At 58.6% G+C, this 25,089-nt stretch carries 20 protein-coding genes and 2 pseudogenes; 16 read left to right on the forward strand and 6 right to left on the reverse strand.

Going from position 1 to position 25,089, the window contains the following annotated elements; genetic code table 11:
* The 6 genes from DY251_RS15845 to DY251_RS15870 all read left to right on the forward strand — a co-directional run.
* On the forward strand, nucleotides 1-367 hold a 367-nt coding region (locus DY251_RS15845; RefSeq protein ID WP_281004474.1), incomplete at its 5' end, for a NosD domain-containing protein.
* Nucleotides 364-1,284 (forward strand): ABC transporter ATP-binding protein, encoded by a 921-nt coding sequence (locus DY251_RS15850; RefSeq protein ID WP_116624901.1) that lies wholly within the window; start codon nucleotides 364-366, stop codon nucleotides 1,282-1,284. The genes DY251_RS15845 and DY251_RS15850, both read left to right, overlap by 4 nt.
* Nucleotides 1,281-2,108 carry an ABC transporter permease gene (locus DY251_RS15855; protein WP_116624902.1) on the forward strand — a complete coding sequence of 276 codons (828 nt, stop codon included), beginning with the start codon at nucleotides 1,281-1,283 and terminating at the stop codon, nucleotides 2,106-2,108. Before DY251_RS15850 ends, DY251_RS15855 begins: the two co-directional genes overlap by 4 nt.
* Nucleotides 2,105-2,674: a nitrous oxide reductase accessory protein NosL gene (locus DY251_RS15860; RefSeq protein ID WP_116624903.1), complete on the forward strand. Its 570-nt coding sequence runs from the start codon at nucleotides 2,105-2,107 to the stop codon at nucleotides 2,672-2,674. The genes DY251_RS15855 and DY251_RS15860 overlap by 4 nt, the downstream gene beginning before the upstream one ends.
* The gene (locus DY251_RS15865) at nucleotides 2,667-3,656 is read left to right on the forward strand and encodes an FAD:protein FMN transferase (RefSeq protein WP_116624904.1); all 990 of its coding nucleotides are present in this window, start codon (nucleotides 2,667-2,669) and stop codon (nucleotides 3,654-3,656) included. The genes DY251_RS15860 and DY251_RS15865 overlap by 8 nt, the downstream gene beginning before the upstream one ends.
* A gap of 426 nt (nucleotides 3,657-4,082) precedes the next feature.
* Complete coding sequence (locus tag DY251_RS15870) at nucleotides 4,083-4,520, forward strand: pseudoazurin (protein ID WP_116625011.1); 438 nt, start codon at nucleotides 4,083-4,085, stop codon at nucleotides 4,518-4,520.
* Between the two features lie 674 nt (nucleotides 4,521-5,194).
* Here the strand turns inward: DY251_RS15870 and DY251_RS21785 are convergent.
* Nucleotides 5,195-5,782 (reverse strand): annotated as a pseudogene (locus DY251_RS21785) (helicase C-terminal domain-containing protein); the annotation flags it as partial.
* Between DY251_RS21785 and DY251_RS15880 the strand changes: the two are divergent.
* Both DY251_RS15880 and DY251_RS15885 read left to right on the forward strand, forming a co-directional pair.
* Nucleotides 5,730-8,705 (forward strand): Tn3 family transposase, encoded by a 2,976-nt coding sequence (locus DY251_RS15880; RefSeq protein ID WP_116624905.1) that lies wholly within the window; start codon nucleotides 5,730-5,732, stop codon nucleotides 8,703-8,705. The pseudogene DY251_RS21785 and the gene DY251_RS15880 sit on opposite strands and share 53 nt — an antisense overlap.
* A gap of 57 nt (nucleotides 8,706-8,762) precedes the next feature.
* A pseudogene (locus DY251_RS15885) lies at nucleotides 8,763-9,683 on the forward strand (ABC transporter permease); the annotation flags it as partial.
* Here the strand turns inward: DY251_RS15885 and DY251_RS21320 are convergent.
* Nucleotides 9,668-10,417, reverse strand: coding sequence for a hypothetical protein (locus tag DY251_RS21320; protein ID WP_147307444.1), 750 nt, complete (start codon nucleotides 10,415-10,417; stop codon nucleotides 9,668-9,670). The pseudogene DY251_RS15885 and the gene DY251_RS21320 sit on opposite strands and share 16 nt — an antisense overlap.
* Between DY251_RS21320 and DY251_RS15895 the strand changes: the two genes are divergently transcribed.
* From DY251_RS15895 to istB, 3 genes are all read left to right on the forward strand, one after another.
* Nucleotides 10,395-10,847, forward strand: a complete 453-nt coding sequence (locus DY251_RS15895) for a pyridoxamine 5'-phosphate oxidase family protein (protein WP_116624908.1) — start codon at nucleotides 10,395-10,397, stop codon at nucleotides 10,845-10,847. The two genes, DY251_RS21320 and DY251_RS15895, sit on opposite strands and share 23 nt — an antisense overlap.
* Before the next feature lie 242 nt (nucleotides 10,848-11,089).
* Nucleotides 11,090-12,658, forward strand: coding sequence for an IS21 family transposase (gene istA / locus DY251_RS15900; protein ID WP_116624909.1), 1,569 nt, complete (start codon nucleotides 11,090-11,092; stop codon nucleotides 12,656-12,658).
* Nucleotides 12,591-13,325 (forward strand): IS21-like element helper ATPase IstB, encoded by a 735-nt coding sequence (gene istB / locus DY251_RS15905; protein ID WP_116624910.1) that lies wholly within the window; start codon nucleotides 12,591-12,593, stop codon nucleotides 13,323-13,325. Before istA ends, istB begins: the two co-directional genes overlap by 68 nt.
* 152 nt (nucleotides 13,326-13,477) lie before the next feature.
* On the opposite strand, the gene DY251_RS15910 is transcribed toward istB, so the two are convergent.
* Nucleotides 13,478-14,419, reverse strand: coding sequence for an MYG1 family protein (locus DY251_RS15910; protein ID WP_116624911.1), 942 nt, complete (start codon nucleotides 14,417-14,419; stop codon nucleotides 13,478-13,480).
* Nucleotides 14,420-14,699: 280 nt separating this feature from the next.
* Between DY251_RS15910 and DY251_RS15915 the strand changes: the two genes are divergently transcribed.
* Complete coding sequence (locus DY251_RS15915; protein ID WP_116624912.1) at nucleotides 14,700-15,548, forward strand: GIY-YIG nuclease family protein; 849 nt, start codon at nucleotides 14,700-14,702, stop codon at nucleotides 15,546-15,548.
* Nucleotides 15,549-15,870: 322 nt separating this feature from the next.
* Here the strand turns inward: DY251_RS15915 and DY251_RS15920 are convergent, their stop codons facing one another.
* Nucleotides 15,871-16,515, reverse strand: a complete 645-nt coding sequence (locus tag DY251_RS15920) for a hypothetical protein (protein WP_116624913.1) — start codon at nucleotides 16,513-16,515, stop codon at nucleotides 15,871-15,873.
* The gene (locus DY251_RS15925) at nucleotides 16,515-17,843 is read right to left on the reverse strand and encodes a hypothetical protein (protein WP_147307445.1); all 1,329 of its coding nucleotides are present in this window, start codon (nucleotides 17,841-17,843) and stop codon (nucleotides 16,515-16,517) included. The genes DY251_RS15920 and DY251_RS15925 overlap by 1 nt, the downstream gene beginning before the upstream one ends.
* Nucleotides 17,844-17,880: 37 nt before the next feature.
* On the opposite strand from DY251_RS15925, the gene DY251_RS15930 reads away from it, so the two are divergent.
* From DY251_RS15930 to DY251_RS21325, 4 genes are all read left to right on the forward strand, one after another.
* Nucleotides 17,881-19,557: a RecQ family ATP-dependent DNA helicase gene (locus DY251_RS15930; protein ID WP_116624915.1), complete on the forward strand. Its 1,677-nt coding sequence runs from the start codon at nucleotides 17,881-17,883 to the stop codon at nucleotides 19,555-19,557.
* A 57-nt stretch (nucleotides 19,558-19,614) separates the two neighbouring features.
* Complete coding sequence (locus DY251_RS15935) at nucleotides 19,615-20,391, forward strand: NYN domain-containing protein (RefSeq protein ID WP_116624916.1); 777 nt, start codon at nucleotides 19,615-19,617, stop codon at nucleotides 20,389-20,391.
* A 22-nt stretch (nucleotides 20,392-20,413) separates the two neighbouring features.
* Nucleotides 20,414-21,178: a hypothetical protein gene (locus DY251_RS15940; RefSeq protein ID WP_116624917.1), complete on the forward strand. Its 765-nt coding sequence runs from the start codon at nucleotides 20,414-20,416 to the stop codon at nucleotides 21,176-21,178.
* Nucleotides 21,179-21,398: 220 nt separating this feature from the next.
* On the forward strand, nucleotides 21,399-22,664 hold the full coding sequence (locus DY251_RS21325; protein ID WP_147307446.1) for a hypothetical protein: 1,266 nt from the start codon (nucleotides 21,399-21,401) through the stop codon (nucleotides 22,662-22,664).
* 341 nt (nucleotides 22,665-23,005) lie between these two features.
* Here the strand turns inward: DY251_RS21325 and brxL are convergent, their stop codons facing one another.
* Complete coding sequence (gene brxL / locus DY251_RS15955) at nucleotides 23,006-25,087, reverse strand: BREX system Lon protease-like protein BrxL (protein WP_116624920.1); 2,082 nt, start codon at nucleotides 25,085-25,087, stop codon at nucleotides 23,006-23,008.
* Between the last annotated feature and the right edge of the window lie 2 nt (nucleotides 25,088-25,089).

The raw sequence follows: 25,089 nt of genomic DNA on the forward strand, positions 1-25,089 counted from the left end.
CATCCATTTCACCGCCGGGTCGGAAGGCAATACGATGACCGGCAATGCCTTCATCGACAATCGCAACCAGGTGAAATATGTCGGCACCCGCTATCTCGACTGGTCGGTAAATGGGCGCGGCAACTACTGGAGCGACAACCCCGCCTTTGACCTTGATGGCGATGGAATCGGCGACAACGCCTATCGCCCGAACGACCTGATGGACAAAGTCCTGTGGACGTCACCGCAGGCCAAGATACTCACATCGAGCCCGGCGGTGCAGATCATCCGCTGGGCGCAGGTCCAGTTTCCGGCGCTGTTGCCGGGCGGCGTAGTGGACAGCCATCCGTTGATGGCACCTGCAAGACAGAAGGACGGTTTACAGTGACGGCCCCCACGGTCACATTATCAAGCGTGGCGAAACGCTACGGTCGGATCGAGGCGGTCAAGGATGTCTCCTTCGAGCTTGAACAGGGACAGACGGTGGCCCTCGTCGGCCATAACGGCGCAGGCAAGACGACGCTTATCAAGTTGATGCTCGGCCTTATCCGGCCGACGCAGGGCACTGTGCAGGTGCTGGGTAAAGACCCGGCCCGCGGCGACTTCGCCGTGCGCCAGCGGCTTGGCTACCTGCCGGAGAGCGTATCCTTCCACATGGCGCTGACCGGGCGGGAGACGCTTGCCTTCTATGCGCGGCTGAAACGTGTGGATGTGTCGGACATGGCGGGCCTGTTCGAGCGCGTCGGGCTTGCGCCAGCTGCAGCCGACCGCCCCGTCCGGACCTATTCCAAGGGCATGCGGCAACGGCTCGGACTAGCCCAGGCGCTGCTCGGCGCACCACGCGTGCTGCTGCTCGACGAGCCTACCAGCGGACTTGATCCGGCGTTGAGACGAAATTTTTATGAACTGGTGTCCGGCCTGCGCTCGGCAGGTACGACGATCCTGCTGTCCTCGCATGCGCTGACGGAACTCGAAGATCGCACCGACCGGGTGATCATCGTCAACGAGGGCGTGACGATCGCCGACGGCACTCTGGAGAAGCTGCGGGGCATCGCTCGCCTGCCGACCCGGATCAGCGTCACGCTGGCGGACGGCGCGGGAATAACCGCCCCGAGCGGTGGGCAGGTCGCCTGGAAGGCTGTCAGGGACCGCACCTTCGAGGCGGAGGTCGCGCCCGAAAACAAAATCTCGATCCTCAGGGACGTCACGACCGATCCCGCCGCGGTTGCGGCGCTGCATGTGGTGGAGCCGACGCTCGATGAACTCTACGCCCATTTCCTCGGCGGGCGGGGGATGATGCGATGAACAATATATTGATCGTGGCGCGCAAGGAAATCCAGGAGGGCCTGCGGAACCGCTGGGTGCTGGCCACCACGCTGCTGCTGGCGGCGCTTGCGCTCACCCTGTCCTTCCTCGGCAGTGCGCCGACCGGCAATGTCGGCGTCAACCAGCTCGACGTCGTCATCGTCAGCCTGTCGAGCCTGACCATATTCCTGGTGCCGCTGATTGCGCTGCTGCTTGCGCACGATGCGATCGTCGGCGAAATAGAACGCGGCACGATGCTGCTGCTGATTAGCTACCCGATCGGCCGGCGGCAGATCATCTTCGGCAAGTTCCTCGGCCATCTGGCGATCCTCGCCTTCGCCACCCTGTTCGGCTATGGCACGGCGGCTGCGGCACTGGCGCTGACCGGGACCGAGATCGGCTTGGCCAGTTGGTGGGCCTTCCTGGCGATGATCACTTCATCAATCCTACTCGGTATGGTATTCATAGCCATAGGTTATGTAACGAGCGCGCTTTCCAGCGAGCGGAGCACGGCCGGCGGCATCGCGATAGGCGTTTGGCTGTTCTTCGTGTTGATATACGACATGGCTCTGCTTGGGGTCCTAGTGGCGGCCGAAGGCCGGCCACTACCGTCCGGGCTTCTCGATATCCTGCTCGTCCTCAACCCGACCGATGCCTACCGACTGCTCAACCTGGGTTCCGGAGAGGCCGGGGCTCTTTCGGGGCTCGGCGGTATTGCCGGACATACGGGGCTCAATGGGCCGATGCTCGTTGCCGCTCTCGTCGCCTGGATCGCCGCGCCGCTGACGCTGGCGCTCAGGATATTCTCAAGGAGAGAGCTATGAAGATCGCTCCCGTCATCGCACTCTTGTTCTCCGGCCTTCTCCTAACCGGCTGTAGTGAGGAGAAGGAAGCAGCGCCACCAGCGCCCTACGCACTCACCGAGGACGCGATGGGCCGTTATTGTGGCATGAATGTTCTGGAACATCCCGGCCCCAAAGGCCAGGTCATCATGTCCCAAATCCCAGAGCCCATTTGGTTCAGTTCGGCGCGAGATACGCTCGCCTTCACGATGCTGCCGGAAGAACCCAAGGACATCGCGGCCATCTATGTGTCCGACATGGCCAAGGCAACTACATGGGAAGATCCCGGAGCCGACAACTGGATCGATGCGCGCATAGCTTTCTTCGTGATCGGTAGTGGGCTACGCGGCGGCATGGGCACAGACGAGGCGGTGCCATTCTCGACGCGCGAGGCTGCCGATATATTCGCCGGAGAACACGGCGGCCGCGTTGTCAGCTTCGAAGAGATTCCCCGCGATTATGTGCTGGGTTCGACGACGGACGATGCTGAGATACAGAGTACGCCGGAAAATTTGGAAGAACCCGGGAAAGGACAGACAAATGGCTAGTATCGTCACCCGCCGCCGCGCCATTGCGATATTCGCCGCGGCCGCCGGCCTACCCCTGATACGGCCCGCGCGGGCGGCAACCCATGCGGTCACCTGGAAAGGGCAGGCGCTGGGTGCGCCGGCGACGCTGATCCTGCATCACGAGAACAGGGACAAGGCGCAGCGTCTGATCGACCGTGTCGTGACGGAAGTCTCGCGACTGGAAGAGGTTTTCAGCCTCTACAGGAGCACATCCGCGATCAGCGAACTGAACCGGGTCGGCGGCCTTGTTGCACCACCCGCCGAGCTGGTGGTTCTGCTCGAAGCCTGTCGCCACCACTGGCATGAGAGCGGCGGCGCTTTCGACCCGACCATACAGCCGCTCTGGGCGCTCTATCGCGATCACTTCTCGGCGCCGGACGCCGATCCCGACGGCCCGCCGGCTGACGCGATCGCCCGGGCGGTCGGGCAGGTCGGCTTCGACGCGGTCCGCTTCAACCGCGACCGCATCGTGTTTGCGCGGCCGGACATGGCGCTGACACTGAACGGCATCGCCCAGGGGTATGTCACCGACCGCGTGGTTTCCATACTGCGGGATGCGGGTATCACCAGCAGCATGGTGGACATGGGCGAAGGTCGGGCGATCGGCGGGCAGGCCGATGGCACCCCGTGGCGCGTCGGCCTTGCCGACCTTCAGGATGCCGAGCGGCCCGACAGCGTCCTCGATCTCATCGACCGGGCGGTCGCGACATCCAGTCCAGCAGGCTTCCATTTCGATACCGCCCGCCGATTCGGCCATATACTCGACCCGCGCAACGGCGGTGCCAGCGCAGCCTACCGGCGCCTGACGGTCGTTGCGCCGGACGCCACGACTGCAGACGCTCTCTCGACCGTCTTCAGCCTGACGGATCCGGAGAGCATCCGTTCAAGCCTTGCTGGAAAACCTGATATCATGGTGGATCTTGTTCTGGCGTCAGGCGAACACAGACGATACGGGAGTTGAACGTCCCGCACGGCGTCGAGCGGACCTGGTCGAAGTGCTTTTACGCTTATATTGTCTTCCGGTCACCGACGCATCGCCTGCCACTGGTGGCGAGATCGACATTTCGCAGCCTTTTTCCCCAAGACCTAAACGCCTAAGTTCTGGTTGTCCGACAGCTTCACGTCAACGATGGGAGGAAGCCTTCACCTCAGCTGGTGGGAGATCTGTGGACTATCACCGCGAGGGTCGATCGCCCTACCCATGCGGACCCGTAGATTTCGTATTCTCCGTCTTGGCCAAAATCGGCATCAAAGCAGAACTTTACGTTTTCCTTTGGGTTGAACGGGCATCCATGGTTGCTATGTTCAGATAAGGGTTGACTCACGGCCCTTGGTCCATCACCCACGCTGCCGTCGTGCGGCTGAATAAATATCGAGGAGAAAAATGATGAATTTTATTGCAACGACTCTCATCGGAGGCGTGGTCTCAGTGCTGATAGGCAGTAGTGCAATCGCTGCGGACTTCGAAGTTGATATGCTCAACAAGGGCTCCGATGGGGTGATGGTGTTCGAGCCGCTTCTGTCAAAAATCGCTGTCGGCGACACTGTCACCTTTGTGCCAAAGGACAAGGGCCACAACGCTGAAGCCATAAAAAACATGATTCCTGACGGCGCAGAGCTGTTCAAGGGAAAGGTCAATGAGACAGTAAAGCAGACGTTCAATACGCCCGGAGTCTATGTCATAAAGTGCACGCCGCATTATAGCATGGGTATGGTGGCGGTGATCGTGGTGGGAGAGAACCCCGCCAATGTACAGGTGATTAAGGATGCGAAATTGCCGAAGAAGGCGCGCGAGCGGACCGACAAGGCACTGTCGCAGCTGTAAGAGAGGGGCAGGCGCGGGAAATTGTAGCCCGGCAAGAAGCCTTCGGTCGCAAGATAGCGATACGAATAGAAGTCCGATCCGTTCGAGGCTTTGCCTTGTTCCAGAATGGTGATCTGGTCGCTCGCCTGCATCTGCGCCGCTTTGATGCGACGGCGATCCGCGCCGGAAAGCCCCGTGATCTCGGAGCGCGCATTGGCTTCCATCAATTGCGTTCGGGCTGAATTGTAGAGTTCGCGCCAGCGATCGAAGGCACGATCAAAGTCCTCGGGCGCACGTTGAGCGACGGCAGACACGAAATCGTCGGGATCACTCATCCACGCCGGCATTCGGCCATCGACGGATGCAAGAATCTGATCGAGCACTCGCTTCATTGGGGCATGTGCCATCCCAGCGAGTGCGGGCGGATCGATGATGTCGTGAATTTCTTTCTTCAACGGATAGCCCGTCCCCGTTAGATTGAGGATTTCGGGGATGTCCGGCGAGAGGGCAAGTTTCGCTTCAGCGAGCCAGATAGCGTGCAAGTGCGAACGCACAAGCTCTTCGTTGGTGATGTCGAGCGCGGGCGGACGGACGACGCCGGCCACCATTTCATTGCGCCGCTCAAAGAAATATTGGTCATGCGGCGATTGAGCGGCGCAATAGGTTACGATGACGGCAGCCTGCCCGGAACGGCCAGCACGACCGGCGCGCTGCGCATAGTTCGCCGGCGTCGGAGGCACGTTGCGCAGATAAACGGCATTGAGCGCCGAGATGTCGACACCAAGCTCCATGGTCGGAGAGCAAAAGAGAGCCGGTAGAAACTGTTCCGACTCTCCCACCGCATTAAGTTCGACAGCGTTTTGGGCGAGGTTTTCCCGGTCTTCCTTCTCGTACCTGAAGCGCCACTCGCGCCATTCGCGCTGTCTTTGGGAGACCTGCGCCGTATGTTCACGGCCCTCAAGTCCCCAAAATTTGCTTCCGCCGGCTTTCAGGTCAGCAGCAATGTGATGATAGAGATCGTGGAAGTAACGATTTACTTTGGCCGTGCCAGACCGAACGGCTTCACCAGGAAGGGGTCGGAACAAGAACCGTTCCCGCAGACACGCTAAGATCGAACGAAGCGCGAACACGCGCATAGATCTGTAGATGAAGCCACCGGGCTGGTTGAAAGCTTCCGGCCGATGGCCAACCACTTCCCCTTGGAATTTAGAGTGCCGAGGGAGAAGGCGAGTGGGTAGAAGACGGCTTGTCAGTTCAAAGGAAGCGGCGGTACTGCTGGGCATAGCGACGGACGAGGATAATCTGATCCGTCACTTTACTCTGGACCCGGCAGATAGATTGGAATGCGAACTCCGCCGGCGACCGCAGAACAAGCTGGGCTTCGCCGTTCAACTCTGCACGATGCGACAAACAGGGCGGCTCTTGTGGGACAACGAGCCGCCACCTCCGGCTGTGATCACCTATCTTGCGGATCAGCTCGGTATCGACGCGCGCCTCTACGCCTTCTATGCGCATCGAGTGCAGACGCGTTTCGATCACAGCCGATCGTTGATGGCTTACCTCGGTCTCCGGACTGCATCTAGAGACGATCGCCGCGCCGCTCTTGTGGCTGCAATCGATGCGGCGGCTAACGGCGATCACGGGTTGCCGATCGCGACAGCAGTCGTTGCCGAGTTCCGGAAACGAAACGCACTCCTGCCTTCGCTGCATTCCATCGAGAAGATCGGCCTCGGCGGTCGCGCGATAGCTCGCCGACGGGCGGAGAAAGAACTTATCGAGGGTATCTCGCCTGATCAGCTTGCGTCATTGGACAGGCTGTTGGAGGTTGACCCGGCCCTCGGCCAGACGCGCTTTCATTGGCTGCGCTCGGCGCCAGAAGCGCCAGGTGCGTCAAACCTAGTCGGGCTGACAGAACGCATTGCCTTCCTGCGCAACCTGGAAATCGACGCGAAATTGCAGGTGCGCATACCATCTGGACGATGGGATCAGATGATCCGTGAGGGCAACGCCACACCGGCATGGTTGGCCAACGACTTCAATGCCAGCCGTCGACACGCGCTGATCGTGGCGCAGATTATCAAGCTCGGCCAGAAGCTCACCGACGATGCAGTGTCGATGTTCATCAAGTTGATAGGTCGGCTGTTCTCGCAAGCCAATAACCGCAAGAAGCAGCGGCACATGGACTGCAGGCCGGATACCGCCAAGGCACTGCGCATGTTCCTGGACACGATCACAGCCCTGCAGTCCGCGAACGATTATGGCCGGAACGCATTGGAGGTTCTCGATCAGGAAGTTGGGTGGCATCGGTTGCTTCGGATGAAGCCTGAGCTTGAGTCGATGGTCGAAGACAATGAGGCGTCGCCATTGACCTTGGCGGCCGAGCAATATGCGACCGTCAACAAATATGCCGGTGCGTTCCTGCAGGCGTTCACGTTCCGCTCAGCGCGCCGCCACGATCCCCTTCTTGCGGCGATTTCGCTGCTGAAACGGCTCTATGCCGAGAAGCGGCGGATCCTTCCGGATCGCGTCCCGGTCACCCACCTCAGCCAAGCTGATCGACGGCTAATCCTCGGGCAGGAGAAGCCCGATCGCCGTCTCTATGAGATTGCAACGCTCGCGGCTTTGCGGGACCGACTTAGATCTGCGGACATCTGGGTCGATGGCAGCCGATCCTTCCGGCCGATCGACGAGCATCTTATGCCGCGGTCAACATTCACCACCATGAAGGAGGAGGACCGCCTCGGGCTGGGCGTCCAAGGTGACGGCGCGCAGTGGCTTGCCGAAGCGCGTCAGATGCTCGACTTCAACCTGAAGCGCCTCGCGCACAGAGCACGGTCCGGAAAGCTCGAAGGTGTTCGTCTTGAAGCCGGCATGTTGATCGTGACGCCAACGGCTGGCGAGGTTCCGGCGGCGGCCGAGGAACTGAACGCCGAGATCAGCGAGCTTTATCCGTTGGTCGAGGTGCCGGACCTTCTGCGGGATGTGCACGAATGGACCGGCTTTGCGGACTGCTTCACGCATGTTCGCACGGGTGACACTCCGAGGAATGTCTCGGCCATGCTGGCCGGCGTGCTGGCCGATGCGACCAACCTCGGTCCGAAGCGAATGGCGAGCGCGTCCAAAGGAATCAGCGCTCACCAGATCGGCTGGATGCGCACCTTCCACGCTCGGTCGGAGACCTATCGCGCGGCGCAAGCATGTATCACCGATGCACACACCCGCCATCCGCATTCTCGACTGTGGGGCAACGGAACAACCTCATCGTCCGATGGCCAATTCTTCCGCGCGAGCGATCGAGCCGCAAAGCGCGGCGACATCAATTTGCATTACGGCAGCGAACCCGGATCGAAATTCTACAGCCATCTTTCCGATCAGTATGGCTACTTCAGCATTCTGCCCATCAGTCCGACCGAAAGCGAGGCGGCCTACGTGCTCGATGGGCTATTCGATCAGGACACGGTCCTCGAGATCCAGGAACACTTTACCGATACGGGCGGCGCGAGTGATCACGTATTCGGGCTGTTCGCCCTGATCGGCAAGCGGTTCGCACCGCGACTGCGCAATCTCAAAGATCGGAAGTTCCACACATTCGAGAAAGGCGACGCATATCCGGCGCTGTCGAACCACATCGGGGCGCCGATCAACACCACTTTGATTCTCGACCATTGGGACGATCTGCTCCATCTGGCGGCGTCGATCACGACGCGATCCGTGGTGCCGTCTACGATCCTGAAGAAGCTGTCCGCATCTCCGAAGGAAAGCCAGCTCGCAAGGGCGCTACGGGAACTCGGTCGGATCGAGCGATCGCTGTTCATGATCGAATGGTACTCAAGTCCGATATTGCGTCGGCGCTGCCAAGCCGGCCTCAACAAGGGCGAAGCCGCGCATAAACTGAAGCGCGCTGTCTTCTTCCACGAGCGCGGCGAAATCCGCGACCGATCATTCGAAAGCCAGGCGTTCCGCGCCTCCGGCCTCAATCTCGTCGTTGGCGCGATCGTGCATTGGAATACGGTCTATATCGAACGGGCCGTCACCCACTTGCGCAAAATGCACCGCGAGATTCCGGATCATCTGCTCAAGCACGTCTCGCCGCTGAGCTGGGAACACATCAATCTGACCGGGATCTACACCTGGGATGCAGAACATCAGATGCCTGAAGGCTTCCGGTCGCTCAGACTTCCGGCTCGGTTACGCCACGCCGCATGACGTTCATGCTCCGTTCGACCTTAGCGTGTCGCTGGGAACAGTTCTTGTTCCGACCCCATCCAGGACGCCTTCTACCTTCCCTATTTCATGCCGCCGAAGCCTATCGCGCAGCCGGAGATGGACCTCAGAATGGATGCCGGGCTCGATACCTTCGCTCGCGACATTCCCCCTGACTTCCAGCGCGACCTGCTGGCTGGGCGCTCGCCGACCATTCAGCTCAACATAGACGCCACGCGCATGTCGCAGGCCTTCACCGGGGGTGGCTACGTCCAGTCCATTGTAAACGGTGAAATCGAGGAATTTCTTGCGCATCACAGGACCGAAACACGATTGCCAGTGGAGATCGACCTGCGTGCCCGCTTCAATCCTGAACTGGACAAGGGATGGTTCGGCGCCATCAACGAAATGATCGAATCCATCACGATGCTCTCCGTCATCCTCACCGGCGCCGCCCTAATCCGCGAGCGCGAGCACGGCACGATTGAACACCTTCTTGTCATGCCCGTCACCGCATTCGAAATCATGGTGGGCAAAGTTTGGTCGATGGGCCTGGTTGTGCTGGTGGCAACGGCATTCTGCCTGGTCGTGGTCATTCAGGGCCTGCTTGCGGTACCCATTCAAGGATCGGTGACGCTGTTCATGGTCGCGGCCGGCCTCGACATTTTCGCCATGACCTGTCTCGGCCTGTTCCTGGCGACGGTAACCGGTTCTATGCCCCAGTTCGCCTTGCTCGTGATGATGGTGTTGATGCCGCTTCAGTTGTTGTCGGGCGGCGTGACGCCGCGCGAGAACATGCCCGAAATCATCCAGACCATCATGTATGCAGCGCCCAACACACATTTCGTGATCCTGGCGCAAGCGGTGCTCTTCCGCGGCGCCGGCCTCGCTGTCGTCTGGCCACAGCTTGCCGCGCTCGCGGTCATCGGCCTCCTGCTATTTGCATTCTCGTTGCAGCGTTTTCGTCAGTTTCTGCGGTAGGCGTACAGCATCGCCGAAAATGCCCTGATCCTGAGAATGCCAGGCCGACAACGGCCGCCTTTTTTGATCCCGCTCAAAGCGGGGTCGCCAAAACCACGCGATGATGCGCTCGGACGCAGGCAAGAACCTGATTTAGGGAGCATGAAATCATGTGCTGTGGGCTGAAACGCGCTCTTCTTACGCTCCTTCCCTCCCTGAGGGCATATGCCTTCTGCCTGACACTGGACCGGTGGCATGCCGATGCGCTTGTTCATTCGTCGTTGGTCGAGATCTGGTCCAAGCATCAAGGCGAACGAGGTCACGCGCTCAAGATCGCTGCATTCAGCGTCGTGCGTCATCAATTTCTGCGACAGGGGATTGTGGATCCGATCTCGCCGACGCTTGGAGGGCAACGCGTTCCAGAGGGCGAAGACGTTTTCCGGACACGCTTCATGCGTCTGCCACGGACCGCGCGTGAGGCTCTGTCGTTGACCGAGGTGTGGGGTTTCACCATGGGTCAAGCCGCGGAAATTTGTGGCTGCGATCAGGAGACAATCGGTCGGCGCGTCACAATGGTCTATCGTGATTTGACCAGCCAAATATCGCGCCCATTCCCGTTTGATCTCATCAAAATCAATAGAAGCCGTGGCCCAGGTGTCTCTTGCGCGGCCTGGGTGTGAGCAGGCCGCACCAATGGAGCCCTCGGCAAGTGGAATCCGAAAGGAAGATGCGATGCATGTCCGTTCATTGAGCACGCTTGAATGTACCAAACTTTTGTCCGCGAGCCGGCTCGCCCATCTCGCCTGCGCGAAGGACGGCAAGCCCTATGTCGTGCCCCTCTATTTTGCCTATGCGGACATTCATCTCTACGCGTTCTCGATGCCCGGCAAGAAGATCGATTTCATGCGAGCCAATCCACACGTCTCGCTCGTCGTAGAGGAGCGCGGCGGCCATGGCAGGGAATGGCAAAGCGTCGTCGTCGACGGCCGTTTCGAGGAACTGCCGGACCGGATTGGCCACAAGACAGAGCGGGATCACGCATGGTCGCTGCTCAGCAGGCATTTCGACTGGTGGGAGCCCGGCGCCCTCAAGCCGGTGGCGCCACCGCAGTCGGGTCATTCCGAGCATGTCTTCTTCCGCATCCTGGTGGAGCAACTCTCCGGGCGCGAGGCGAAGGAGAACTGAAGATGCACCAGTCGAACTGAAACGCCCCACGCTCGGGCATTTCCCACACGACAGTTTCTCAAACAGGGGTAGATCCATGACGTTCAAGACAGTTCTAACTGTTACTGGTCCCAACCTTGGCAATGGTGTGATTTTTCATGGAATGAGGACCCCAGTTGAGGGGTAATTTTCGTCCAAACGGGACCCCTTAACGTGGGGTCATCAAAGTGCCTCCGGTTTGATCGGAGGCATTTGTGTTTTGGATGTTGGTTGTGGAGACGATTGCAAAGATACGCCGGCTGTCGCTGGTCCAGGGGAAGTCGATCAAGGCGATCTGCCGGGAGTTGAAGATTTCGCGGAAAGTGGTCCGCAAGGTGCTGCGCTCGGACGAGACGGAGTTCCGGTACGAACGCAAGCAACAGCCCTATCCACGGATGGGGGCGTGGCGCGAGAAGTTGGACGGGTTGTTGTCGGCGAATTCGGCGAAGCCGCAGCGTGAGCGTTTGACGCTGATCCGGATCTATGAGGAGCTTCGCGGCTTTGGCTACGACGGCAGCTACAGCTCGGTGTGGCGTCATGCGCAGAACTGGGAGGAGCAACGCGGCAGCGCCGCGGCCGAGGCCTATATCCCGCTGAGCTTTGCGCCCGGTGAAGCCTATCAGTTCGACTGGAGCCACGAGGTCGTCCTGCTGGACGGCGTGACGGTTACGGTGAAGGTAGCGCACATGCGGCTCTGTCATAGCCGCATGTTCTTTGTTCGGGCCTACCCACGCGAGACGCAGGAGATGGTGTTCGACGCCCATGATCGTGCGTTCGCCTTCTTTCGTGGGGCCTGCACGCGCGGCATCTACGACAACATGAAGACTGCGGTGGATGCGATCTTCATCGGCAGGGATCGCCGCTACAACCGCCGCTTCGCGCAGATGTGCGGACATTACCTTGTCGAACCGGAAGCCTGCACGCCGGCGTCGGGTTGGGAGAAGGGACAGGTCGAGAACCAGGTCGGGCTGGTGCGCGAGCGCTTCTTCACGCCGCGGCTGCGCTTCAAGACGCTGGAGGACCTGAACGGCTGGCTGGCCGACAAATGCGTCTCCTACGCCAAGGTGCACCGGCACCCCGAACAGGACGGCCGCACGATCTGGGAGGTGTTCGAGGAGGAGCGCGGCAGCTTCATTCCCTATGCCGGGCGCTTCGACGGCTTCCACTGTGTCCCGGCCTCGGTGTCGAAGACCTGCACGGTGCGCTTCGACAACAACAAATACTCGGTGCTGTCGAGCGCCGTCGGCCGGCCGATCGAGATCCATGCCTATGCCGATCGGATCGTCATCCGCCAGGACGGCGTGGTCGTGGGCGAACATGCCCGCTGCTTCGGCCGCAACGAGGTGATCTACGACCCTTGGCATTACGTCCCGGTATTGGCCCGCAAACCCGGCGGGTTGCGCAACGGCGCACCGTTCAAGAATTGGGTTCTGCCGTCGGCCATGGAGAAAGTGCGCCGCAAGCTCAAGGCTGCCGATGACGGCGACCGGCAGATGGTGTCGATCCTCACCTGTGTGCTGAGCGACGGATTGCACGCGGTCGAGGCGGCCTGTCAGGAGGCGCTCGATCACGGCGTCTCGTCGGCGGCGGTGATCCTCAACATCCTGGCCCGCCGCCGCGACCCGGCGCCGGGCACGATCCTTTCCATTCCCCAAGCGCTGAAGCTGGCTCACGAGCCGATCGCTGACTGCGCCCGCTATGACAGTCTCAGGAGGACAAACAGCCATGGAACGCACCGAGGTTCTGGAACTGATGGGCACGCTGAAGCTCTACGGGATGCGATCAGCCTATGACGAGATCATGGGCGTCGCCATCAAGCGCCAGCACGAACCACCGAAGATCGTCGGCGATCTGCTGCAGGCCGAGATATCCGAGAAGCAGGCCCGCTCCATCAAATACCAGCTCACCGTCGCCAAGCTGCCGTTGGCGAAGGATATCGAGGACTTCGACTTCACCGGCACGCCCGTCAACGAGAGCCTGATCCGCGATCTCGCCGGAGGAGCCTTTGTCGCCGATCAGCGTAACGTCGTCCTGGTCGGCGGCACCGGCACGGGCAAATCCCATCTGGCCATCGCCATTGCCCGGGCGCTCATCCGCAACGGTGCGCGCGGCCGCTTCTTCAATGTCGTCGACCTGGTCAACAGGCTGGAGACCGAGACCCGTGCCGGCCGCCAGGGGCGCATTGCCGATCACCTGACCCGGCTCGACTTCGTCGTGCTCGATGAACTGGGCTATCTGCCCTTCGCCCAGGCCGGCGGGCAGTTGCTCTTCCATCTCGTCTCGAAACTCTACGAGCGCACCAGCGTCATCATCACCACCAATCTGGCGTTCGGCGAATGGCCCACCGTCTTCGGCGACGCCAAGATGACCACCGCGCTGCTCGATCGCCTGACGCATCACTGCGAGATCGTCGAGACCGGAAACGAATCCTGGCGCTTCAAGAGCCGCTCTCAAAGCTAAAGCCAAAAGCCAACGAACCGCACCCGATCAGGCTGTGCAACCCCGACCAGCTTCGCCTGATCGGGCGCTAACCGGCGTGCCCTTCATCAACCCCAAAACCGGGGTCCCTTTTGCGCGAAAATACAGGGTCCCGATTCCACGGTCATTGACAGTCAGTTGCAGCCAACTGACCTGGCCTCGGTGGGAATAGCCTCCTTCACCGCCAATTCAGCCATGGCGAGAGCAGCATCGCGGGTCTTGGCGGCGGCGACGAAGCGGCCGTTGTGGCAAAAGCTTGCGCCCTTCACGCCGCATGCCGCCTCCAGATCGCCATTGCTCAGCCCGGCCCAGGCCGCAGGAAGATCGGCCCTCACCTCAAACCCTTCGTTCGCTCGGCGGATTGTGGTCAGGCACCAGTCCCTGGCGCGCGGGTGGACCACGAACAGCAGATGATCGGCACCCGCCTTCACGATGGCTGGCCGGAAGGGCATTCCCATGGGAAGCTCGAGAATCCGCCCCTGCCCTGTCTTCTCGATGGCTCGATGCACAACAGCTTCAGCACGCAATTTTGCGGCGATCCGGGAGATACCTGCCTCGACAAAACTGCGGGCGATCGTCAGCGCGGCCTGAAACGCGCGATCTTCGGCTGCAGGGTCGGTCTCGTCAAAAGCCGGCTTCAAGGTTTCCAGCAGTGCCGGCAGCGTGAGCCCCGCCAGCGGCCCCGAAGGGCTGAGCGCACCATTGTCCACCAGATCGACCGGGAGCACAAAACTTGCATCAAACGAGGCGTGGGCCGCTTCAATATGGGCATCGGGAAGGCTCAAGGCGGCGAGATAGTCACGGCCATAATGCTTCCAGATCAATCCAAATGAACTGAAGGGTTGGCCATCCTGGCGCAACGGCGCGCCACGCTGGTGGTGATCGAATATCTGTGCAGCAGCGTCGTAGAGGCCGCCAACATCGTAGACGATACGGTCCAGGCCGGATGTGATCCATTCCGGCGCCCTGCTGCGGATCAGACGAGCCTTCGGGAAAAGCTCAGTCAGGATGACGCTGGACAGCAGTTCATCGGCATGGAAGCCACCGGAATGGGTGACGAGGAAATCTGGGATCATGCCGGAATGTGCCTTGTGTTTGCGGAGAACCCGCTTGCGGTTGGCACCAGATAGCCATTGCCCGATACCAACTCAACCCGCCATGGGTGCTGACGGCAGACAGTCGCTCGGTACGCGGACGGACCGGTGCGTCCGCGTACCGAGCGACGTAGCCCTGTTCTACATAGGGTTCACCTTCAGAGGCTGAGTCGCCTACAAAGCCTGATTTCCCGAGATAAGACATTGTTGACATGGCGGACGCCCGTGCGCAGACATGTCCTCGGCACAGGGGCAACAGTGTATGGCAAATCCGGAATTGACCGCAGAGGTGCTGCTCAACATTGGCTTCGTCGACGTCGGCCGTTGGCAGCCGTCCGGAGATTTCATCGTCTACCACCTGGACGGCGATGACGCCGAGGCGAACGAAGTCTTGCTGGATGCTCCGAACGCCCTCTATGCTTTCGTAAGACGCGATGAGGTTCTCTACATCGGGAAAACCGCCCGCTCGATTCGGAAGCGCTATGTCGGCTATTGCCGCCCGGGGAAAAGGCAGGCGACGAATCTGCGCTGCCATCGCAATATCAAGGCTGCTATCGCCGAAGAAACCGAAATCCGTATTTTCGTTTTCACGCCGATCTCCCACCTTCGCTACGCCGATTTCGAGATCAATTTGGCCGCAGGCCTCGAAGATGGCCTGATCCGACAATTCGATCCGCCGTGGAATGGTAAGGACAGGGGTCAGCCTGTTACCGAAGACGCCGAACGCGAGGAAGCCGACGAAACCGAGGTTGGGAAACCAGATGCCGCAGCCGCGTCCGATATCCCACCGGAGTCCAAGGCATCTGATCCGGCCAAGGCAACCTTCTCAGTCGTTCTCGGTCCGACCTACTACAACAAGGGTTTCCTGAATCCCGGCGTCGAGGCCAGCCGTCATCTCGGCAAAGATGGAGATCCGATCCGGATTCGTTTTAGCGACGGTAGCCCGATGGTCATCTCGAAGATCAACCGGACGGCCAACAGTACCGGTGCCGTTCGGGTCGTTGGCAACAATCAGCAGATCGCCCATTGGTTTCAGGAGAACTTCAATGAAGGCGACACGGTGCAGGGACGCGTGGTTGGCACGCACGAAATCCAGCTTTCGTCAGGCTGACGCCTGCAACCGTCACTGCGCCCCCTGTTGGTCCGGGGTAATTTCGTGTCCACTTTTATCAGGATCAGGCACTGCTTGTCCGGTATCGCCTGTGTCGGCGCATCGCCATGAAGTGCGAATGCAGGCGATTCCGGGCGTTGAACACGTTACGCCGTCGGTTGACACGGCGCAGATACTGCATCCGTCATTGAATTGATGGCAACTTGGATTGGCTTTTATGCGTTCGCCAAGACTCTGTGCCGTGGCCGGAGTAATCAGCAGGCCCAGCAACGCGAAATGCGCCACCCGGTATCGGACAACCTTCAATTCGGGAGAGTTCCGCTCACTGGACACCGGAATATCCAATCATCCGGCCATCCGGATCGAGATCGATGAAAGCCCGCTTCCCTCGGCGACCCACAACCATGAAAACCAGACGGCCAGCGTGGGCTTCCAGAAAACGCAGAGCCAGACCGTCCGGGTCATAATGGGTGATATCCTTCCCCTCGGTTTCCCTGAAGCCTTGGTCGGCCAGAAATTTCTCGTTGGCCTTCCCGACAGCAATCGCTTTTAATCGTTTGGGCCGCTGGATAAATCCAACCACGAGACCGATTCCCGTCATGACTGCGGTAGCTGCGAAGCCGCGAAGCAGGGCGAGCGGCAACGGATTGTCGGGGTTGATCTTACCCATGACGACGATCTCAAAAGCCAAGAAAGCAGCCGCGCAAAAGCCAACGGCAATCAGAACAACACTTCCGATAACCGTCAGAAAGATCGTTCCGACCACACCTCGATCATGTCCCCTGACCAAGCCTCGTCCGCCGATGAACGGACAGAAGATGACGGCCAACAGCAAAAGAATGATTTCGAGATTCTTCTTCGACTTTTTGTAAACGTCCCTGCCGAAGGAGAGGCCGAATCCGGCAACTGCTGCGCCACCAACCCCGGCTGCTATTAGTGCGAGATTCGACCGCTTGCCAGAGAACATCAGGTAACCCCCCTCACCCGCCTCACCATACGATACGAGAAGCGGACCATGGAATACAGAAACCACAACGCGCCGAGCACCCAGCCCAAGACAGCGATCAGGATGATGATGACCCGATAGAACAGTTTGCCGAGTTTGATAGCGCCCTTGCCCAGAACCCTGATTGCTGCCGACGTTTTCCCCTTCATGCTGGCTGCCAGTTTTTGAAATCTGGAGAGATCCTTGGCATCGTCGGCATATTCCATTGCCCGGAAGGCAGTCTTCACATCTCCGGCCGCGACGATCCCACCCACTGACTTGGCAAGAATCTTGGCGTTCTCCAATTCGTCGGTTCTGACCACCCCTTTTAACGCCGTTTCTACATCTCCCATATTGGTGGGCATCATTTCCGAAAGCGGCTTCTTCAATCGGCTGAAGTCTCCTTTTGCGAGGTCATGCCAGTCGAGATTATCCAAGGAGTTGCGAACCGACGTAAGTGAAGGCCATTTCGGCAAAGGCAGCGAAACTCGCGTGAGGGCTTTCTTTAGTGGCTCCACATTAACAAGATTCGTGGAAATCCGGGTAATCTGCTTCACCAACGGCTTTGATAACTTCCTCATCTTGTTTGCGTTTTTCACAATCGAAGCCCCGTTATCGATTGTTGTCGCCAAGGCTAATGCTGGTCCGGTAACAGGCGTCGCAGCCCCGGATGTAATAAAGGTACCCGCAGAAGCCGCCGCAATCGTCGCAGAGGTTGCCGCCCCGACCAGCGCAAACCCCAGAGTGATTTTGTCGTAACTTTCTCCTTGAACAAGATTGTTCCCTTGGATCAGGATGTCGCGGACATCGCCTACGCCAACGTAATCGGCAGCAAGGACGCCACCGGCCGACGCCATGCTCGTCATTTCTCCCGTTCTCGCCCCATTTACGAGATCCAACGTGTTTCGCAGCCCAAACTCAAAAGGGTTTTCCTGCGTGCGTTCCACCAGTTCCGTTGGCAACTCGCGACCGTTTTCCCGGGCGAAATCGACCAGGGATTGGGCGTCCGAAATATCACCTTCTTCAAGAGACTGCTCGATGGCAGTTTTGTATTCCTCGTCGGAAAGTCGGCTCATACGATATTGCGTGATCGAAAACGGGTCGTAGAAGCCGAAAGCTAGTTTCAGGAGAGCAAACTGATTGGAAGAAAAGAAGGCGATGAACGAAGCGGCCAGCATGGCCCCGCCGATTGTGCGTCGTCCAATCCGAACAAATCGAAACATGATCAAGCCCGTCCCCAATGAAGTCTTTATCAAATTGGATGGACCGATCAACGGGATAGTCAGGTTTTCATAACTGCTTTCTGTCACTGTTCGAATTCTTCGGGGTCTTGGACGCAAGCAGAAAATGGATCAACCTGTTGCCACTGATCCGTGGCGGGAAATACGCCTCCATGTTCTCAAGCGTGACGATTACCGCTGCGTCTCCTGTTCGACCCCGCTGAAGTCGTCGGAAGCCGACGTTCATCACCTGCTGCCCAGATCGATGGGCGGAACCGACGAGCTCTCGAATCTGGTCACGCTTTGCGACGGCTGCCATGCCGCCCATCATCCGAATCTCGCCGGCGGTCTTGCAAGGCGGGTTATCGAGAAATGGGCAGTCAGGCTGGCTCGATGGCTGGACACGGATGGCCAGGTTTCCGAGGGCGTAGGTAATTTCGGCCCTACTCTCCGCCTGTTCGGACTGGATCGCTTCCGGCAGGGCCAGTTGCCGATCGTTCTGGCTGCGTTGTCCGGAAAATCGATCCTGGTTGTCAGCCCGACTGGTTCCGGCAAGACGCTCTGCTTCCAACTACCTGCCGTGCTCCGACGCGGCCTGACGATGGTCGTCAGCCCTCTCAAGACCCTGATGTCGGAACAGGTCTCCGATCTCCTCACCAAGAAAATCCCGGCCACTTTCGTAAACAGTGATTTGAGCCCTGACGAGAAGCAATCGCGGTTTTCCCTTCTGGGTCGTGGCGCGATCAAATTGCTGTATCTGGCTCCCGAGCGCTTTTTCGTGCGGAGCGAGGATGAACGCGCTCGCCTGAAACAGACGAAGCCATCATTTATTGTCGTCGACGAAGCCCATTGCGTTGACCAATGGGGCCGGGATTTCCGGCGGGAATACGGACGCCTCAAGGAAGTCCGTGAGAAACTGGGCTCGCCACCCGTATTGGCGTTCACGGCCACCGCTGGTCGCGAGATGCAGCAGCGCATCCTCAAATCGCTGGGCATCGAAGACGCCGACGTCTTTGTTCGAGATGTAGACAGACCGAATATCGCGTTGCTCCGGTGGCGATGCGCGACCGAAAAGCGAGCGGAGGAAATTGCCTCTCTTCTTCGGCTGCCGCAACTCCAAAGGCAGAAGGCCATGGTGTTTGTCCCGTCCACTAAGGTCGGCTTGGAACTGCAAGCCACTCTTCGGAATCTTGGGCCGGAAGTACCCTTCTATCACTCCAGGTTAGGCAACGCGTGGGAGCGACAGGAACTCGTCAAGCGCTTCCTGGGCCAGAGCAAGCCGCCCGTCGACCAAATTATTTGCACGAACGCCTTTGGCATGGGTCTCGATGTCCCAAACGTCCACCTCGTGATCCATTGGCAACAGTCCGCTTCCGTTGAAGATCAGTTGCAGGAATTCGGCCGCGCGGGGCGGGATGGAAAGCCTTCGGTAGCGGTGATGTTCCACAATGGCTCGAGCATCGGCCGCGACATATCGAGACTGCGTTTCATGGCCGAGAAGACGGTTGAATCGTCAAAGGTTCCCACGTTCGACCGGGAGAAGATGCTGGAGCAGCGCTATCACCAGATTGACCAGGTCGCCGAACTGATGAAGGCCCGGTCCTGCATGCGGGCCGCTATCTCGGAGTATTTTCAAGGGCCGAAGACGACGGTGCGGCGCAGCCTCTCAGTCAGGATTCTGGATTGGGCGTTCGGCACCAAAGCGAAAACCCGGCATTTCCGTGGCTGTTGCGATTATTGCGACAAGGCCGAGATCAGACGGCGCGGCGAGACGGGCTACGTATCCTGGATTCTTAGCCCGTGAGTGCCAAGTTGACACGGTGAACAGCCGAACAGAATCTGTCGCCAGTTGGAGACCACCATGTCGTCAGAAACCCGATCCCCACGCCTCGCCGTCCTGATCGACGCCGACAACGCCTCGTCGAAGATTGCCGACGGCTTGTTTGAAGAGATCGCCAAGATCGGGGAGGCCAGCGTCCGTCGCATATACGGCGATTTTTCCAGCGCACGCTCGAAAGGATGGGCAGACATCCTGTCGAAACATGCCATCATCCCTCAGCAGCAGTTCGCGTACACGACGGGCAAGAACGCTTCTGATATTACGCTGGTGATCGACGCCATGGACCTGCTGCACAGCGGGCGATTTGACGGCTTCTGCCTGGTTTCCTCCGATAGCGATTTCACCCGGCTTGCGGCCCGCATCCGCGAGCAAGGCGTCGACGTCTTCGGTTTCGGGGAGCAGAAAACACCTGAAAGCTTCCGTCAGGCCTGCCGCCGATTCATTTACACGGAAAACTTGTCTGTGGCGGAACATGCCGCCAATCAGGAAACAACCCCGGAAAGCAAAGCCCTGAAACCGCCAAGTGCCGCGACGCCGACCATCAAGAAGGTGATCGCCCAGATGGAGAGTGAGGACGGCTGGGTTTCGCTTGGTGTCATCGGTAAACAGCTTGCCAACATGGCTTCCGATTTCGACCCGCGAACGTTTGGCTTTCGCAAGTTGAGCGATCTGGTGCGGAAGACGAATGCTTTCGACCTGGAGCAGCCCGAAGGCGGCAGCATGCGCATTCGCATGAAGCTGACAACAGGAAACCACGCCTCGGCGAAGAAATCACCGGCACCGCGGCCCAAGGGTTGAAGCCCGAAGAGGTGATAACGGCATGACATATACCTTGTTTCAGATGTGGGAGGATTTTCGGCAATCCCTGATCAGGAGACATGAATTCTATGTCGAACAGGCGCAGAAGCGCTTGCTTTCGCAGTTCGGCAATATCGAACCTGAAGCCGACAAGGCAGGCGAGGAGTGGCTTGAAGAGCGCGGTCGATACTTTGATCCGGACCGACATGACGAGGGTAGCTTCTATGAGGCGGCAAACGACGTCGGGATCGAGTTTTACGGTCTCCTGAGTGATATGCGCGAGAACACTCGCCTGAGCGTTGTCGCTGGGATGTTCCATGAGTGGGACAAGCAGTTACGTGGGTGGCTGGCTCGGGAGATTAGGCACTGGCATCATGGTGATGTTGCCGCCGCGAAAATGTGGTCGGTCAATTTTGATCAGGTCGCCGAGTTATTAGAGAGCCTGGGCTGGCCTGTCCGAACCACGGATTATTTCAACAAGCTCGATGCATGCCGCCGTGTGGTCAATGTCTACAAACACGGCAAAGGCGATTCCCTCGAGGATCTGAAGAGCCGATATCCGGAATATCTGCCCGATCCGTTCGAGGGTTCCGAGCGGGCTCTCTCAAACATGGAATATCGTGACCACACGCATCTAAAAGTAAGCGACGATCAGCTGCAGGCCTTCTCTGACGCTATCGTTTCGTTCTGGCAGAATGTTCCCGGAAACATCTACGACACACAGGTCACCGCAGTTCCGGGTTGGTTCGAAAAGGCCATCCAGAAGGACCGCGCCAATTTGCCGTAGTGGAGTGCGTTTCCAGTAAATCGATCAGGTCAACGAAATCATGTGATTGCAGGGCTTCACGAGGTAAACGTCCCCAACGGTCTTGCACCTGTCGCGACCATTGCGACGGGGTGGACGTCAAGAAGCACCAAATGCTGAATACGCACCTCGGATACTCAGTCAGTAGTTTACAAGCGCAGTAGAAAGCGCCACACCTACCCACAGGGAGGCCTGAGGGTTATTGCGGAACATCTTTGATCAATACCGTCACGCCGAAAATCGTCTGACGCATGCGTTCTTCACTGCACTGGATCGGGATCGCACTCTTCTGGCAAGCTTCCTGCAGCAATTCGTGAAATCCGGACGCAGCCAGAAGGCAAGCGAGCTTTCCGTCAGCGTGCAGACGATTCCCGGTAAGCCAGAAGAACCCGAGCAGGAAGAGAACGACCGACGCGGCATTCCTGACGCCTGGATTCACAATGGGGAAGACTGGTGTGTCGTCGTTGAGGTTAAAATCAATGCGCCACTGACTGCAGATCAGATCCGGCGTCATGTCCGGATTGCCCAGAAACTCGGTTTCACCAGGATCACTGCCCTGGCTATTACCGCTCATTCCACGCCAGCGAAGACCTCTGAAGGGGCAATCTCAACCACGTGGTCGCGTCTATATCGATGGCTCCGCTCACACCCTGGCAGTATCTGGGCACAGGAAGCGGCCGAATACTTCGAAGCGTTGGAGGCGCGCATGATCAACGATGAGAACTTTTCATCCGGAACGTTGACCGAGTTCGCGGGATTTCCGTTCAGGAAGACATCCGATTACTCATATCTTGAAGGCAGGCGCGTTCTGAAGCTTGCGATGGCGTCTCTCCGGAATGATAATCGGCTGGTAAACGAGCTGGGTATGGATCCGACCATCCCGGGTCGAGGAGCGATAACCGGACGAGACGAGGATCGGGTATGGGATTACCTGTCGCTCCGTACCTCCAAGGGTGCCGAACTACATACCCAACATCCCCATATTACGCTAGGATTGGGCACAGTAGTCGACACGATGATCACCATCCCCAATTCTATAAATCGTCAGTTTCGTCGGACTCTGATCGATCTCGGTGAACGTGGCTTTCGCGATCTGATAGGCGACATACTTGCCCAAATGGAATCTGAGGTCCTCTCGATAGAACCTTTGGCCACCCCGGCCTTACGTGCAATCCAGCGTAGATATCCTACTCAACGGTCGGTGCCTTTCATCGACAGCATTGCGGAGTTCGATCTGCGTACGGGCCTTCCCGGGAAGGACCCCATCAAATACCAGCCCGAATGGCTAACGGCAGCGTTTGCTGCATTTTCAAAGAAAAAGTCGAACCTTCAGATACAGATCGGGGTCAAATTTGAAATCGATCGTTGCCCAACCATGATGTCGGAATCCGCTCTGGATCTGATTGCCCGAAGCTGGCTCTGCTGCAAATCTTTGATAGACTACGAACTGGTCTCGCACGGGCATTAGGATGGAATGTGCTTCGTCTTCGCAACCCCCAATGCCAAAACCTGCGACTGCCTGGCGGTAGTCACCACCTCAGATAACTTGCGTCGGACTTTAGTTATTTTGATGATCGGGGACGAGGACGAACTGGCCGATATCCGCAAGGGCATTGCGCAACTGGATGCTGGAATATCCGCGCGTCCAGATTGCACGGAGAGCCATTCATATTCTTCTACCGAGACGACCACTACAACGCCACGCCCATGTGTGTGTTTGGCAATTCTGGACCAATGGCCACGTAGGTGCCTCGATGCCCCGGGCACTGTTAGGCACTATTCATAGTGTTACGCGCAATTTGCAAGCTTTCATGACCTCTCGACATAGGTCACATAAAATCCACGGATCATACGGTGTTCCTGCATTCGTTCCCCCAGCGAAAAACCATTCATCTTTCGGGGTGTCGGCTGAAAAATATCCAAGCCACGGTCCAGAACCATCTTCCAGCCGGTGTCCGTCGTGATATCGCGTGCATGAAGCGTCCCGGTTCCATCAAAGGCCCACGTGAAATCAACGCCTGTGCCAGTGCAGGCCTCGGCAATCCCGTCCAGGCATTCCCGTTGCTCCTGAATGTTCCCATCGTCCGGAGCAGTGACAAGATGCACTGCGACTTGATCTTCGGGCTGTTTGCGCCGAATCAGCATCTCGATCAGTTCCATCACGTTGCGTGCCTGATGGAACTTCCGGATATAAGGATCGGTGATGATGATCCGCGACGCTCCATCCGTCCAGGGACCAAAGATCTTGTCGAAACTGATGCCCTTGCGGTTTTCCGTGAAAACGACATGTCCGGGCTTCGGGAAAAAAGCAGGGGCAGCGGCAATAATAGGCGCTGCGGAGGCAGCCGCCGTTGACGCGGGCTCCGCCGAAATCGGCACGATCTCAGATTGATCCGCGCTGTCATCCACATCGCCGGCGGACCGCCGATGGTAGAACTGGGGAAACTCTTCTTCCTCCAGCGTGGTGACAGCGCGCTTTGCTCCATCCGACGCGATGTAATGGAAATCCGCGCTCTCAAAGGTGCTGTCGATCCGCAGGAGCTGGTCCTTCACCCGCTTGCGGCATTCAATCGCAAACCGCAGCAGCTCTTCAACCTCAGCTTCCGTCTCGCCTCCATTCGGGAAGATCAGCTTCAACAGGCCCGACATGGTTTTGCTGATGGCTGCACGGTCCCGGATATGGGTCTGAACGGGTACGGTGAAGTAGCGATCCGGCCGGTGCGAGAAGTCCTCGGCACGCAGGTGACGCAGGATTTCGGCCAGATAGTCGACGATGAACCCGTAGCCAGATGTGAACATCTCGCCTCGAATGATGTCGACCTCCCATCCGGGGAGATAGGCATGCAGGCGATCGATAAAGGCGCTGTCGTGGAACTGCGGCGGCAGAGCCTCGAACAGGTCAGTATTCTTCAGCATCCAGGGGACATTATGATCGGTATTGCCGACGAAGGCGAAACTGGCCTCAGCGCCCATCGGATTTACCCCGCGCGAGAACTGCTTGTTCGCCATGTAGTTCTTCATGATATCGACAAGCGCCTTGTTGGCAGTCTTCTCACGACCGGCAAATTCGTCAAAGGCGACGACATCCCAATAGCCAACCAACCCAATCCGCCCATTGGAGTTGTTCACGAAGAGCTTGGGAACCGTGATTTCACCGCCGGAGATCAACTGACCATGGGGTGAAAACTCAGAATAAATATGCGATTTTCCCGTCCCTTTGGGGCCAAGCTCAATGAGGTTGTAGTTGCGTTCGACGAAAGGGATCAGACGCAACAGTTGCAAAAGTTTCGACCGGCGCCCAAACATAGACGGATCAAAGCCGATGCTCTGGATCAGAAGATCAATCCATTCCTCGGTGGTGAACTTGCCACGCGTCTCGCGATACCCGTCATAGTCGACGCGGGCGATCTGGATCGGTTTCAGCGTGTCGATGATCCAAGGAGAGATCCGGCTTTCTTCCGAGAACTCGTACTGCACCTCGGCGATGCACCAGATACCGGTAACCAGTAGTTTCGGATGCGCTTTGACCGTGGCGCTATCGATCGCAACCCGTTTGATCCCAAGGTTCTCGAACACGGCCTCATAGGCATCGGTCTTTTCATTCAGCGCTACGCTGACCTGATCGATGACCTTGTAGCGGCCGCGCTCCTTGATCGTCGACTGGACCAGCCCCGCTTCGGAACGATGGACGTAATGTTTACGCAGGATATCCTTGACCGTCTCGATGCCTGTCGCAATCGAGGCCTCGTCGTCGGTGGCGCAGTATTGGCCGAGCAGGTATTCGAGCACATAGGTGGGAACAATGGCATTCCCCTTCACGGCCTTCACCAGGTCCTTGCGAACCACGAAACCGGCAAAATGCTCGTTGATCTTGTCATCAAGGGTCGACATCG

Source organism: Mesorhizobium denitrificans (assembly GCF_003403035.1).
GTDB lineage: Bacteria > Pseudomonadota > Alphaproteobacteria > Rhizobiales > Rhizobiaceae > Mesorhizobium_G > Mesorhizobium_G denitrificans.